We start from the raw sequence: 13,443 nt of genomic DNA on the forward strand, positions 1-13,443 counted from the left end.
TCAGGGTTCTCTGCCTGGATTTTCCCCGGCCCGCCTTGCCCCGGTCAACTGGATCTCAAGGATGGTGTGGGGCCAATGACGGCGAACCCGGCTTTCCGGAGGAATCGGGGGAGCAGCGAGGGGGAAAAAACGTTCTTCACTGGCTGGAAATTGCTCCAGGTCGAGCTGGAGCGCCTTGTCCATTCGATTCTGCACCCTCAATTCGCTGGCGTGGCCACCCTCCACCTTGACCTGATTCAATTCAAGGACCAGGTCGGCTTCACTTGTCTTCTCCGGTGCCACCCATTGCAGGGACAGCCGCCCATCGCTTGATTCACTGAGGTTCAAGCCGGCTCGCTCTCCACTCATGACACTGACGACGCCACCGGCGAAAAGGGGACCGGCAGGCACCTGAAAGCGCTGAATACGGCCTTCGCCATCGATCAGCTCGATTTCATGAGCCTGACGGCAGGGATTCGCCTCACAGGCGTGTGTGAGCATTTCCTCACGGGAAGGCAACGCCTGACAGGCGGCAAGGAGCAGGGCGAGCAGCATGATCGTCGGATATGAGAGGCAGCGACGGTTCATTGTTTTCGAAAAGTATCCGGAAGCGTTCTGAGGAAGGGCAGAAGGCCCCTCATTCGCCGGCCAAGGCCACGTCCGTTGAAAGCGCTGATGGCCCCTTTCAATCCCCGAAGGCCACGCTCACTGTAGGGAAACCACCAGGGCGTACGGGGCAGAAAATGGAATCGTTCGTCCACCAGGTTGCGCTCCCGGGCCATGGCCAGCATGCCGCTGCGACCATGACTGCGGCCGAGACCGGAATGCCGCGGCCCGCCCCAGCTGATCTCCGGCATGCCATGGGTCATGAGATGGTCGTTGACCGTCACGGTGCCTGCATTTAGCCGTCGGGCCAGTTTACGGCCCCGGCGCCGACTCCGGGTCCAGACCGAGGCCGTCAGGGCGTAGGGGCTTTGGTTGGCAAGTGCTACGGCCTCATCCATATCATTCACGGCCTGAACTGCAATCACCGGGCCGAAAGTTTCTTCCCGCATGATGACCATCGTTTCATCAACGTTGCTGAGCAGGGTCGGTGGGTACCAGTATCCTCCCTGGGGCAGTTCCTGCGGCATGGGCGCCTGGGCCACAATTTGGGCCCCTGCGGACACGGCCTGATCCACCTGCTCAGCAACCTTATCTCGTTGGCGGGCAGTGGTAAGTGGGCCAATATCCGTCTGGTTTCCGTCCGGGAGCCCTACACGCAAACCTTCTACGCGCTGGGCAAGTTCATTCACAAAGCTGTCATGCAGGCGTCGGTCCACGTAGATTCGCTCGACGCCCGCACAGGCCTGGCCGGCGTTCTGGATGCTGGCCCACAGAGCACCGTTCACCGCCCGAGGCATGGGCGCATCATGGCAGACCAGCATGGGATCCTTGCCACCCAGCTCAAATCCAGCGGGGATCAAACGCTCACCGGCGCGGGCCGCCAGCAGGCGCCCCACCGGCACCGAGCCGGTAAAGGCGAGCTTGTCGACGCCGTTGTCCGCCGCCAGCAGCCGTTCACCGGCCCGAACGCCCGGTAGCACCAGGTGCTGCATCAAGCCCGGCGGCAAATCCAGGTTTGCCAATCCCTCCGCCAGGCACTCCCCCACCGGGATGGTCTCAGGTGCCGTCTTGAAGACTACCCCGTTGCCGGCCAGCAGTGCGCAGATGATCTCGTGGGAGGGGATGCCCAGGGGGTAATTCCAGGGAGAAATGATGCCCACCAGACCGTGGGGCAGGTATTCCACCCGTGTTCGCTTTCCGACATAGGCCAGCGTACTCAGGGGAGGGCGCATCGGGCGCAGCCAGCGAGGCGCCATGCGACAGTAATAGCCGGTGGCCAGGGCGGCGGGCAGAATCTCGGTGGTGATGGCATCCTGCCGGGGCTTGCCGGTGCAGCTGGAAATCGTTGTCGCGACCGCCTCGCTGTTTTCGTCCAGCCACCAGGCCAGGGGTCTGATGCGTCTGGCTCTTTCGCGTAGAGGCAATGCGGCCCAGATTTCTTGCGCTTCACGAGCCCTGTTGAAGGCCTCGTCCACAGCCGCATCGCTCATCCAGGCATGTCGTGATAGCAGCTCGCCAGTGGCGGGATTGTGAACCAGGGCTTCATGTTCGCCTTCCGCTGGATTGTGTCGAGTGTTGCTCATCGTCCCCGCCCCCGAAATTCATCCATGCTGCGAGTGATGCCCAGCAGGCGCATCAGGGCATCGAAAACCGGTACCGGCAGCAAGCGAGCAGGCCAGGCTGTATACACCAGCCAGGGCATGATGAGCCGACTTCGATTGCGCTGGATTGCCTTCAACGTTCGTCGAACGACCTGTTCCGGTTTTAGAATGGGCAACAGCCAGCGCCAGCGTGTCTTGACGCCGGCGAACATGCCCGTATCCACATAGAAAGGACAGACCACCGTGGTCCGAACCCGACTGCCCCGGTGTTTGAGTTCAAGCCGCAGAGCGTCATCGAAACCCATGGCTGCCCATTTGCTGGCCGAGTAATCCACCAGGCGAGCCGTGCCCACAATGCCGGCGGCGGAAGCGATGGTCACCACATGGCCGTGATCCCGTTCCAGCATGGCGGGGAGAAAAACCCGGCTGAGGTGGATCGGCGCAAGGGCATTGACCCGAAAGGTGCGCTCGATACTGGCGGGATCGGACTGTTCCAGATGCTGGCCGCCCACGATGCCGGCATTGTTGATCAGGATATCCACCGGACCGATGGTTTCCAGTACCTCGGCGGCCAACTGCTCAATGGCAGAGACATCGCTCAGGTCGCAGACCCGTCCGTGGAACCCTTCGCCAAGCTCCTTGCCCAGCTCATCCAGCCCGGCCTGATCTCTGTCCACACCGATGATCTGTGCCCCCTGATCAGCGAGGGCCAGGCAAAGGCCCCGCCCGATGCCACTGGCTGCGCCGGTAACCAGGGCCAGCGAACCCCGTATCTGTGTCATGTTTTCAATATCCTCCTGGGCAGTGGCCGTCTCGGTCAGACTTGCTCAAGGTTAATGCAAAATGGTTGTCCAGATGCAAAAAAGCCGGGCAATCCGTGGATTGCCCGGCTGAAGGCCTGCTGAGCATGGCGGCTGTTCAGTCTTCCAGCGACTGTCCAGCAAGGTGCAGCCAGGTCTCGATCACGGTATCCGGATTCAGGGAAACCGACTCGATTCCCTGATCCAGCAGCCATTGCGCCAGGTCCGGGTGATCCGAGGGCCCCTGACCACAGATACCGATGTACTTGCCCTGGTCCCGGCAGGCCTTGATGGCCATGGACAGGAGCTGCTTCACTGCCGCATCCCGCTCGTCGAAAAGGTGAGCGATCAGGCCGGAGTCCCGGTCCAGACCCAGGGTCAGCTGGGTCAGGTCGTTGGACCCAATGGAAAAGCCATCAAAGTACTCCAGGAACTGGTCTGCCAACAGGGCATTGGAGGGCAGCTCACACATCATGATGAGTTTCAGGCCGTTCTCACCTCGCTTGAGGCCATGCCCTTCAAGCAGCTCGGTCACCTGGCGGGCTTCGTCCACCGTGCGCACGAATGGGATCATGATCTGGACATTTTCCAGGCCCATGTCCTCCCGGACCTTCTTCAGAGCGGCCACTTCCAGTTCGAAGCAATCCCGGAAGTCATCCGAGATATAGCGAGAGGCGCCGCGGAAGCCCAGCATGGGGTTTTCTTCATCCGGCTCGTACTGGCTGCCACCCACCAGGTTGGCATACTCGTTGGACTTGAAGTCCGACATCCGCACAATGACCGGTTCCGGTGCGAAGGCGGCCGCCAGCGTGGAAATGCCCTCGGCCAGCTTGTCGATGTAGAACTGGACCGGGTTGGCATAGCCGGCGGTGAACTCCCGGATGGTGTCCTTCAGGGATTCTTCCTGGCTGTCAAAATTCAGCAATGCCTTGGGGTGAACACCAATCATGCGATTGATGATGAACTCCAGCCTTGCCAGACCAATGCCCTTGTGAGGGATATTGGAGAAGTCAAAGGCCCGGTCAGGGTTGCCCACATTCATCATGATCTTGAGAGGAATCTCGGGCATGGATTCAAGGCTGATTTCCTTGCGCTCGAAATCCAGCTCTCCATCGTAAATGTAGCCGGTATCCCCTTCGGCACAGGAGATGGTGACACCCTTGCCATCGCTGATACTGCGAGTGGCGTCACCGCAGCCGACCACCGCGGGGATGCCCAGCTCACGGGCAATGATTGCGGCATGGCAGGTTCGGCCACCGCGATTGGTGACGATGGCCGCCGCCCGCTTCATGATCGGCTCCCAGTCGGGGTCGGTCATGTCAGTGACCAGTACATCACCAGGTTGGACCTTGTTCATTTCGCCCAGGTCGGACACCACACGGGCCTTGCCGGCACCGATACGCTGGCCAATGGCGCGACCTTCACAGACCACCTGGGACTGTTCCTTGAGAACATAGCGTTCAATGGACTGGCCGGCCCGGCTTTTCACGGTTTCCGGGCGAGCCTGAAGGATATAGATCTTGCCGGTTTCCCCGTCCTTGCCCCATTCAATATCCATGGGGCGCTGATAATGCTTTTCGATGGTTACGGCCTGGCGAGCCAACTCAGCGATGTCTTCGTCGCTGAGGCAGAAACGCTTGCGCTCCTCTTCAGCCACTTCCACGGTCCGCACCGACTTGCCGCTGGCCGACTCCTCGCCGTAGACCATTTTTTCCAGCTTGGTGCCCATGGTCCGGCGCAGGATGGGATCCCGGCCCTGCTCCAGAGCCGGCTTGTAGACGTAGTATTCATCCGGGTTGACGGCACCCTGGACGACCATCTCACCCAGGCCATAGGAAGCGGTAATGAAGACCACGTCGGGGAAGCCGGACTCGGTATCCAGGGTGAAGGTCACGCCACTGGCGCCCAGGTCCGAGCGCACCATGCGCTGGATACCTGCTGACAGGGCCACTTCCTCGTGCCGGAAGCCATGATGCACGCGGTAGGTGATGGCCCGGTCGTTGAACAGGGAGGCAAAGACCTCCTTGAGGGCGATCAGGACATTGTCAATGCCGCGAATGTTGAGGAAGGTTTCCTGTTGGCCGGCGAAGGAGGCGTCCGGCAGGTCCTCCGCAGTGGCGGAGGAGCGGACGGCGACGGTGGCATCCTGGCCGTCAACGGCCATCTCCGCATAGGCCTGGCGTACGGCTTCCTCAAGGGCAGGCGGGAAGGGCAGTTCCATCACCCACTGGCGGATCTGAGCGCCCACCCGGGTCAGGGCCTCCACGTCATCGGTGTCCAGATCCGACAGGGCCTGGTTGATTCGGTCCGCCAGGCCATCATGCTGGAGAAACTCACGATAGGCGTCGGCAGTGGTGGCAAAGCCCCCGGGGACCGACACCCCCAGGTCCGACAGCCCGCTGATCATTTCACCCAGGGAGGCATTCTTGCCGCCCACCCGTTCCACATCGCCCATGCCGAGCGTCTCGAGACCGACTACGTACTCGTTCACTGGTCCTGATCCCCTTGTCTAGAGATGCATTTGCTGGAAGACTGGCCGCTTCCAGGGAGGTGGTCGCCCATGGCGGCGCCGAGCGGGCGACGGGCCCGGCGCGGCCCTGGGCAGCGCCGAAGCTCCTGTTGTCCCGCCGAATTATCCCCGAAATCAACGCATAATGACACCGGTGGGGCCGGGGCCGCGCCGATTCGCGAGGAGAATATCATCGTGAGTGACCAAGCCGACAAGCCACGGCGGACCGTGTTCTTCGTGTCCGATCGCACCGGGATTACCGCTGAAACCCTGGGCCACAGCCTGTTGACCCAGTTCGACGGTATCGAATTTCGGCCAGTGACTGTGCCATTTATCGGTACCAAAGACAAGGCAGAGTCGGCGGCTCGCCGCATCAATGAAGCGGCCCGGGAGGAGGGCGCACGGCCGCTGGTTTTCAGTACCCTGATCACCGATGAGTGCCGGGCGATTGTCAAGGCCGCGGACGGCATGTACCTGGACTTCTTCGACGCCTTCATCGGGCCCCTGGAGAAGGAGCTGGGGCTGACCTCATCCCATGCCGCCGGCCGTGCCCACGGGGTGTTCGATGCCGAAACCTATACCCGTCGCATTGATGCCATGAACTACGCCCTGGCCAATGATGATGGCATCACCACCCGGCACTACGATCGAGCGGAGGTCATCCTGGTGGGGGTTTCCCGTTCCGGCAAGACCCCCACCTGCCTCTATCTCGCCCTTCACTATGGCGTTTACGCCGCCAATTACCCCCTGACCGAGGATGATCTGGAGGATGGCAAGCTGCCGCCGGGGCTTGACCAGCACCGCAAGAAATTGTTCGGACTCACCATTGATCCCTCCCGCCTGCAGGATATACGCCAGGAGCGGCGCCCCGACAGCCGCTATGCCTCCATTCGCCAGGTCAACTACGAGGTGCGAGAAGCAGAAGTGCTTTTTCGCCGATACGGCGTTCCCTTCCTGAATACCACCACCTCCTCGGTGGAGGAGATTGCCACCACGGTGCTGCATAGCGCTGGTCTGCAGCGTCGCTTTTATTGATTACCCCCCCCGTATGGGGGGTGTCCCATGAGCCATTCAGGCTTTGTAATGCAGCGCTTTTGGGGCTAATCTAGGCATACAGGCCATGAATGGAAGTAGCGCCTTTTTGGGCAGTTTCCCCGCCCATCATGCAATTTGCGCAAAGAAGCCCCTTAGGGAGGGTAATGTATGACGACTCGTGTAATCTTGATTCTGGTGGCATCGCTCTTTTTCCTGAGCGCTTGTTTCAGTAGCTCCAGCAGCGATGATGAGAGCCTCACCGAGCGTGACCGTGCCGAGGCGGCGGCCTCCGCTGCAGTCCTGTCTGGTTCCATCGATCCGCCCGATGACGACGATGATGACGAAGGCGTCGGCAATATGGGGCCTTTGGGTAACAGCAAGGCCCGCATTCAGCAGGCATTCGAGATCTGTGACACCGGTAGTGTTGAATCCGGTACCGACACGCGGGACTCTCTCTATACCCAGAGTGGCGAGATCGGCGTGGAGTGGAACTACTACCAGGATTGCGTCCAGGGAGCAGAAACCGAATTTGCCATGACCACTGATGGCTACCAGGCCTACGGTGATGCCGAAGACTGGACCGTGTCCTACATGCGTTGGACGGGTAGTCCGGACCAGCCTCTGGATGCTGACGGTGCATTCGTCACCGGTTTCCCGGGTGGTGAATGGCGGATTCGGGGCAGCATGCATTCCTGTGATGAGTGCCAGTCTGAAGGCTTCCCGATCTTCGATGACCAGGGTTTTCTCCGCTGGGAAGTTGAAGGTGAGGGTGAGCGTGTGGTGTTCCAGTACGGGGAGCCCAACAACTTTTTCCACACCCGGGCCGAGGACATGGAAACACACGTTTCCCAGAGCATTGATGGTTACGTCGGTATTCTCTGGGAAGGCACACCCTGTGACCTCGAAGTGGAGTACACGACCCTGGAGAACATGATCATCTCGGATTTCGGGACTCGGGACGAGGTCATCCAGTCCGGTCGGCTTAATCTGGATATCCGAGGTGGTGGAAGTTATGAGGTCGAGTTCCAGGACGGGCAGGTCTTCCTTGACGGCCAGCTTGTCGAACCCGACGAAAACAACCCCTGCGCGGGTGCATTCGAGCTCACGTTCTGAGCAAAGCCTATCCAGTCGATAGCCAGGAAAACGGCCCCTGATATCAGGGGCCGTTTTCTTTTGATGGGGGTGGGGCACATCCCTGTGCCGCCAGTGCGGTCAGTCAGCTTCCTGCCATGCCAGACCGCTTGAAGGGGGTGGCCCTTCAGGTTGAAACTCTAGTATCCCCAATCAGAGGTCGCATCACCCGTTTGGGTGACGTTCGGCAATACGCGTGATTGCTTTGTCCAGGGCCTGGTTAAAGGCATCCGGGGCTTCCTGATTGAGAAAATGCCCGGTGTCGGGAATTATGGTCTCGGACATGTAGGGGGCCAGCCGTTCACGGGTTGCTCCGGGAATCAGCGGGCAATTAATGGCATGAATCGGACCGGCGTAATTGGCGAAGGACTCGCTGGGGTCCCAGCGCAGCAGTGCCGCCCAGGCCGGCAACGCCCAGCTCGGGTCCGCCGCGGCCATGCCCTGGGCAATCCGCGCCTTGAGCGCTTCGCTGGCCTTGGGCCCGGTGGTGTTGTTCACAAGGTCACCCACGGCGGCGGCGAAATCCTCGGCGAAGGGCTCATAGAATCCATTTATTGTGGCCTCGTCCATGGCGCCGTAGTTGATCAGGAAGGTATCGGCGAGAACCACACCCATGACCCGCTCTGGCGCCATGGCAGCAGCTTCCAATGCCACGGTCCCGCCCATGGAGTGTCCGACCAGAATGGCCTGCTGACTGTCGAGCTTGCCAAGCAGCTCAACCACATCACGGGCAAAGCCCCCCATGCTCCACTCCTGCCGGTCATCGGGAGCGCTGTCGCCGTGGCCGGGGAGGTCCATTGCCAGGGTCTCGTGCCGGCCCGCCAGATGTTGTAGCTGGGCCCGCCAGTGGTTCCGGCAGCAGGTCCAGCCGTGGATGAAGACCACGGCGGGGCCGGGGCCAGATTGGTGTTCGAAAGCGATGCCTTTGTTCATGGCGAGACTGTTCCTTACCCGTTTGATCGGTAAAACAGAGGATATGGCGATCATCCTGCCCAAAAACACGGGTCGGCGCAAAATAGACTCAACTGAGTTATGGAAAATTGGGTCTGCCTGGCCTAGACTTTCAGTGTGGAGGTTGATCTGTCTCCGGGGGCATGCTGAGGGGTGGCTCAGGCTATGGCTTTTTCTGCTTTTCCCGAGGACGGCGCCGCCGGCGGGGCGGATTTGCTGGACCTTGGCTACCGCTGTGCTGCAGAACCCGGCCTCTGGTCCGATTTTATCCGCAAGCTGGTGGCAGCCACGGATTCCCGCAGTGGACGGATGCTGGTACTCAACCGCGCGGCCGACCAGGTTCTGGACAGCGTCAAGCACAATATCGATGCGACCTACCACAGTCGCTATGTGGACCATTACGTCAATCTCTGTCCCTGGCGCCCCGAGTTGGCCCGGAAAGATCGTGGGCGCTTTTATTCCACCTGTCTGGATTTCTCCTGCCCCCAGGAGACCTTTTATCGGACGGAATTCTTCAATGACTGGGCCGCACCCCAGGATATCCACCACGGTATGTTGGGCACCGTATGGGAGGGGGACGCGCACAGTGTTCAGCTGCTCTTGCAGCGTACCCGCAGCCAGGGGCCATACAGCCGGGCCGAGACCCGGGATTTCAATGCCCTCGTGCCCCATCTTCAGAGAATTATCCGGCTCAGTCAGGCTTTCAACCGCCAACGACAAGTGGACCGTGCGGCGAGTGCGTCAAGCGAGAGTGGCGCTGTGCCATTCTTCCTTTTGGACGAAAAGGGGCGGGTGATCCATGCCACCCGGCAGGCCGAGCGCATTGCCGTCGAAGATGATCGGCTGCATTTGCATCAGGGCCGCCTGGAAGCTGTCGGCGGGCAGAATGCGTCCTTCCGCCGCTTGCTGGCCGAAGCCACCAGTGCGGCAGCGGGGCGCTGGCACAGCCCGAGCGGCTGTCTGGCCCTGGGAAGGCAGGCGGGGCAACGTCTGCTGCTGGTGGTCACGCCGGTTCACCCTGAGCACAAGTTGCTGGCGGTGGAGCGACGGGTGTTTGCGGCGGTATTTATTCACGATGAGGCTTGCCGGGTGAAGCTCTGTTGGCGGACCTTGCGGGATCTCTACGGATTTACCCCCGCGGAGTGTCGACTCATGGAAGAACTTGCCGCCGGCCACTCTCTCAAGGAGATCGCCGGCCAGCGCCAGGTGTCCCCCAATACCCTCAGAAGCCAGCTGAAATCCCTGTTCCGCAAGACCGGCGAAAGCCGTCAGGCAAGGTTGGTGGCGCGGATTGTCACCGGCCCGGCTCGTTGCCAGGCGGAACCCGCGCCCCTTGCCTTTAACGACAACCTCGAGCCCAACAGCTAGGTCCGTTCCAGACCACCATTTCTCAGGCGGAGCTGGCCGTGGGGGCACAAGGCCGGATGATGGCGGTGGTCAAGCAGAATCAACCCGCGGCCCCGGGTTTCCGTCACCAGCCAGTCGCTGACTTTGTCGATACTGCCCCGGTCCAATCCTCGAAAGGGCTCGTCCAGGATCAGGGTCGGCGTATCACAGAAGACGGTGCGTATTAGCGCCACCCGGCGTGCTTCACCGCCGGACAGTGTGCGATCCATCTCCCCGACGCGAGTTTCCGGCGTGAGTCCCGCTTCACTGAGCCCGGTCGCCTGCAGGGCTCGAATCATTCTGTCCCGGTCCAGCTCAGGGTTACCGAGACGCAGGTTGTCTGCGAGGCTGCCAGCCAGGATGACACTGCGTTGCTCCAGGAGTGCCACGCGGGCGAAGCGTGCCGCTTCGGGCCAATGGCTCATCGCCTCCCCATCCATGAGTACCCGGCCCCCATCAGGTGAGAGAGCTCCCACCAGCAGGGCCGCCAGACGGGACTTGCCGGCGCCACTATCGCCGACAATGCTCCAGCGTTCGCCGGCCGGCAGCTGCAGGTTTACCCAATCAAGCACCGGCCTATCACTCAGACCCCGCGCCAGGGTGACGCCCTCGAGCTGCCAGGCAACCGGTCCATGCCTTTCTCCTTGCGCCGCCATTGGGCTGTTTATCGAAGGACTGGTACGGGTCGCCGGGGCCAGACGGTGAGCGGCCACTCTAACCATGGCCCAGCGTCGCAGGGCGGGGACCAGGCCGGTGGCCAGTCCAGCGAGAGCAACCAGGCCGAGCAGGACCAGGACCCACCAGGGCAGGGCAGTCGCCTGTTGTTGCACGTGGGCGCTGTGGGTACTGATCAGCGTCAGGCCAACCAGGCCGAGACTGAACAGGAGCTGGATTCGGCTGTCGTTGCGGGCAGCTCCATCGGCCAGGTTTTTTTCTTCTTGCCGATGGCTGCTCGCCTGGTCGAGCCACTGCTCCAGATTCTGTTCAGACGGATCCGCGAACTGAAGTTCCCGGTGAGCGGCCAGAAGGTCATGCAAGCGGGTATTGGCTCGAGCCTGAGCCAGTGCCAGGCTGGCGTCACGGCGGCCGTGCTGAACCATGAAGGCGATCATGAGCAGCAACACGCCAACGCCGAGCAACAGGATGACCATCGCGGCGGTGGCACCACTCACGATCCAGGCCGTCAGGGCCAGCAGGAGCACGGCCGTGAAGAAACTGCTCAGTGGTAGCAGCAGGCCAGCGTGAAAATGTTCCAGTCGTTCAACATCCACCATCAAGCGGGTCAGCAAGGGGCCGTCGCGGAGCCCCGACAGGCTGGCAAAGGGGCGCTGCATTTGCTGGGTGAACAAGGCCTGACGGAGACGGCCGAGTATCCGGAAAACCGCTTCATGGACCACCAGCCGCTCCAGGTACCGCGACACGGTCCGGCTGACCGCGAAGAAACGGATCAGGGCGCCGGGAAAGAAAATCTCGACCGTCATCACCGCGCCGCCGGCGGCACCGGCCAGGGCGCAGGCAGTGATCAGCCAGCCAGCCGCGGCAACCAGGCCCAGCGTGGACAAGGCCGTGGTGAGTGCCAGCAGCAGGCCGCCGAACAGCCAGCGCCGCTGCCCTTTGGGCAAATCCCGGAGCAAATACTTCAGGAGCCGGCGGTTAGTCATCTCGCAAGCTCCCGTCCCGAAGCACCAGGCAGCGATCGGCAGCCTCAGCGGCGGCGCGGCTATGGGTGAACATGAGGATGCTGCAGTCTCCAGCCTGTTCACGCAGCGCCTGCAGGATCAGCGCTTCATTGTCCGGATCCAGGCTGGCGGTGGGCTCATCCAGGATCAGCAGCCCCGGCCGGCCCAGCAGGGCACGGGCCAGGGCGATGCGCTGGGCTTCGCCACCGGAAATGCCGGCACCACGCTCCCCCAGCTTGCTTTGCAGACCTCGAGGCAGGAGATCCGGGAGGTCGGCGAGTCCGACCCGATGCAGTACCCGCCAGTGCTCTGCCACACCGTGCTCACCACCAGGGTCGAGATTGGCGGCCAGGCTGGCGGGCAATAGATGAGGTTGCTGCCCCAGCCAGGCCAGGCGCTGGCGTCGCACGGCAAGAGGAATTTCATCGAGGGACTGGCCATCGAGAAGAATCCGGCCCGACAGGGGTTGCTGCCAGCCCAGCACGGCGGCGGCCAGGGTGGATTTACCGCTGCCCGAGGGACCAGTGATGGCCAGCCATTCGCCAGCGGGCAGCTGAAAGTCCAGTCCCTGAATCAGGGCTGATTCTGCATCCGGCCCCGCCGAGAGGCTGAGCTGTTCCACTGTCAGGTGGATGGGGCCGTTGATCGTCGGAGTACTGTCAGGCCTGGCGTCGTGACTGCCTGTCGATGGCTGGAGCAAGGGGCGGATTCGAGCGGCGGCTGTCAGGGCGGCGGCCCGTTCATGATAGCCGGCGGCCAGCCGTCGCAACGGCTGGAAGTACTCCGGGGCCAGCAACAGGATGGCCAGACCGGCACGAAAATCCAGGTCCGGCGCCGGTCCGAATTGGATGAAGTCAAGCAGGCCCAGTCCTATGTAGATGGCTACCGTGGCGATGGCCACGGCACTGAAAAATTCCAGTACGGCCGATGACAGAAAGGCGACTCTCAATACCTCCATGCTGCGTCGGCGGTAGTTCTCGGCAGCCTGTCCCACGGCCATCCCTGCCCGTGCTCCGGCCCGCATCAGTCGCAGTGTGGATAGCGCTCTCAGGCGGTCCAGGAAATGGCCACCGAGGCGTTCCAGTTCCTGCCGCCTCTCTTCAGCCAGGGAAGCGGTTCCCAGGCCAATCAGTGCGCTGAACAGGGGAATCAAGGGGGCGGTGAACAGTAGCAACAGGCCAGCCAGCCAGTCGAGACTGAATACCACCACCAAAATGATCAAAGGCTGGGCCACGGCCTGGATGCGCGCGGGCCAGTATTCCCGATACCAGGGGAGCAGGGCGTCCATGTCGCCCTGGAGTCGATTGACCAGACTGGCAGTGGACTCTTCCAGTCGGCGTCTGCAGACCGGGTCCATGGCATTGCGGGTGGCCTGCCTTTGCAGACGATCCACGGTCTCGGATCCCAGCGTCAGGCTCATCTGCTCAATGTGCACGCGCAAGGCATGGCGGAGCAGGGCGATGCCGCTGAGCAGGCCCAGGCCCAGCAGCAGGCGGCTGTCTTCGAGCTCAGGCCGGGCAAAGGCAATATGGTCCAGGATCTGGGCGAGCAGCAGGAAAAAACTTACCAGCCAGACGGCGTCCAGGCCTACCAGCAGGGCAATGCCCAGGCGAGGACGAGCTGCGGCCTGCCCATCCAGCCATTGCCCATCTTCCCGGCGCTGGCGACGAGAGTCCTTGTCATGCCGTATGGCCGCGAGTGACGGGGTCACTGGACCTTGCTCCCGTGTTGGCTTCCCTCAATTGCTTCGGGAGAGGCGGTCAGCA

Annotated in this window: 10 protein-coding genes; 3 read left to right on the plus strand and 7 right to left on the minus strand. The window is 61.9% G+C overall.

What is annotated here, in order from left to right:
* The 4 genes from VCB98_RS00630 to ppsA form a co-directional block, all read right to left on the minus strand.
* On the minus strand, positions 1–567 hold the full coding sequence (locus VCB98_RS00630) for a hypothetical protein (RefSeq protein ID WP_346049394.1): 567 nt from the start codon (positions 565–567) through the stop codon (positions 1–3).
* The gene (locus VCB98_RS00635) at positions 564–2,168 is read right to left on the minus strand and encodes an aldehyde dehydrogenase family protein (RefSeq protein ID WP_346049396.1); all 1,605 of its coding nucleotides are present in this window, start codon (positions 2,166–2,168) and stop codon (positions 564–566) included. The genes VCB98_RS00630 and VCB98_RS00635 overlap by 4 nt, the downstream gene beginning before the upstream one ends.
* Positions 2,165–2,968 (minus strand): SDR family oxidoreductase, encoded by an 804-nt coding sequence (locus tag VCB98_RS00640; RefSeq protein WP_346049398.1) that lies wholly within the window; start codon positions 2,966–2,968, stop codon positions 2,165–2,167. The genes VCB98_RS00635 and VCB98_RS00640 overlap by 4 nt, the downstream gene beginning before the upstream one ends.
* Before the next feature lie 136 nt (positions 2,969–3,104).
* Positions 3,105–5,477, minus strand: coding sequence for a phosphoenolpyruvate synthase (gene ppsA / locus VCB98_RS00645; RefSeq protein ID WP_346049400.1), 2,373 nt, complete (start codon positions 5,475–5,477; stop codon positions 3,105–3,107).
* Positions 5,478–5,690: 213 nt separating this feature from the next.
* Between ppsA and ppsR the strand changes: the two genes are divergently transcribed.
* A complete protein-coding gene (ppsR, locus tag VCB98_RS00650; RefSeq protein WP_346049402.1) occupies positions 5,691–6,530 on the plus strand; it encodes a posphoenolpyruvate synthetase regulatory kinase/phosphorylase PpsR in 840 nt (279 codons plus the stop codon).
* Between the two features lie 168 nt (positions 6,531–6,698).
* Positions 6,699–7,643: a hypothetical protein gene (locus tag VCB98_RS00655; protein ID WP_346049404.1), complete on the plus strand. Its 945-nt coding sequence runs from the start codon at positions 6,699–6,701 to the stop codon at positions 7,641–7,643.
* Positions 7,644–7,826: 183 nt separating this feature from the next.
* On the opposite strand, the gene VCB98_RS00660 is transcribed toward VCB98_RS00655, so the two are convergent.
* Positions 7,827–8,594, minus strand: a complete 768-nt coding sequence (locus VCB98_RS00660) for an alpha/beta fold hydrolase (RefSeq protein ID WP_346049406.1) — start codon at positions 8,592–8,594, stop codon at positions 7,827–7,829.
* A gap of 183 nt (positions 8,595–8,777) precedes the next feature.
* On the opposite strand from VCB98_RS00660, the gene VCB98_RS00665 reads away from it, so the two are divergent.
* Entirely contained in the window at positions 8,778–9,980 is a 1,203-nt protein-coding gene (locus tag VCB98_RS00665; protein ID WP_346049408.1) for a helix-turn-helix transcriptional regulator, read from the plus strand.
* Here the strand turns inward: VCB98_RS00665 and VCB98_RS00670 are convergent.
* Together VCB98_RS00670 and cydD are read right to left on the minus strand one after the other, a co-directional pair.
* On the minus strand, positions 9,977–11,659 hold the full coding sequence (locus VCB98_RS00670) for an amino acid ABC transporter ATP-binding/permease protein (RefSeq protein WP_346049410.1): 1,683 nt from the start codon (positions 11,657–11,659) through the stop codon (positions 9,977–9,979). The genes VCB98_RS00665 and VCB98_RS00670 overlap by 4 nt on opposite strands.
* On the minus strand, positions 11,652–13,388 hold the full coding sequence (gene cydD / locus VCB98_RS00675; RefSeq protein WP_346049412.1) for a thiol reductant ABC exporter subunit CydD: 1,737 nt from the start codon (positions 13,386–13,388) through the stop codon (positions 11,652–11,654). The genes VCB98_RS00670 and cydD overlap by 8 nt, the downstream gene beginning before the upstream one ends.
* Positions 13,389–13,443 lie beyond the last annotated feature (55 nt).

Origin of the sequence: Natronospira elongata (assembly GCF_034931365.1) — a bacterium.
Taxonomy (GTDB): Bacteria; Pseudomonadota; Gammaproteobacteria; order Natronospirales; family Natronospiraceae; genus Natronospira; species Natronospira elongata.

Bases quoted from the DNA above. Each gene is read 5' to 3' on its own strand.
- VCB98_RS00630 (WP_346049394.1), bottom strand. From the start codon at position 567: ATGAACCGTCGCTGCCTCTCATATCCGACGATCATGCTGCTCGCCCTG.
- VCB98_RS00635 (WP_346049396.1), bottom strand. From the start codon at position 2,168: ATGAGCAACACTCGACACAATCCAGCGGAAGGCGAACATGAAGCCCTG.
- VCB98_RS00640 (WP_346049398.1), bottom strand. From the start codon at position 2,968: ATGACACAGATACGGGGTTCGCTGGCCCTGGTTACCGGCGCAGCCAGT.
- VCB98_RS00655 (WP_346049404.1), top strand. From the start codon at position 6,699: ATGACGACTCGTGTAATCTTGATTCTGGTGGCATCGCTCTTTTTCCTG.
- VCB98_RS00660 (WP_346049406.1), bottom strand. From the start codon at position 8,594: ATGAACAAAGGCATCGCTTTCGAACACCAATCTGGCCCCGGCCCCGCC.
- VCB98_RS00665 (WP_346049408.1), top strand. From the start codon at position 8,778: ATGGCTTTTTCTGCTTTTCCCGAGGACGGCGCCGCCGGCGGGGCGGAT.
- VCB98_RS00670 (WP_346049410.1), bottom strand. From the start codon at position 11,659: ATGACTAACCGCCGGCTCCTGAAGTATTTGCTCCGGGATTTGCCCAAA.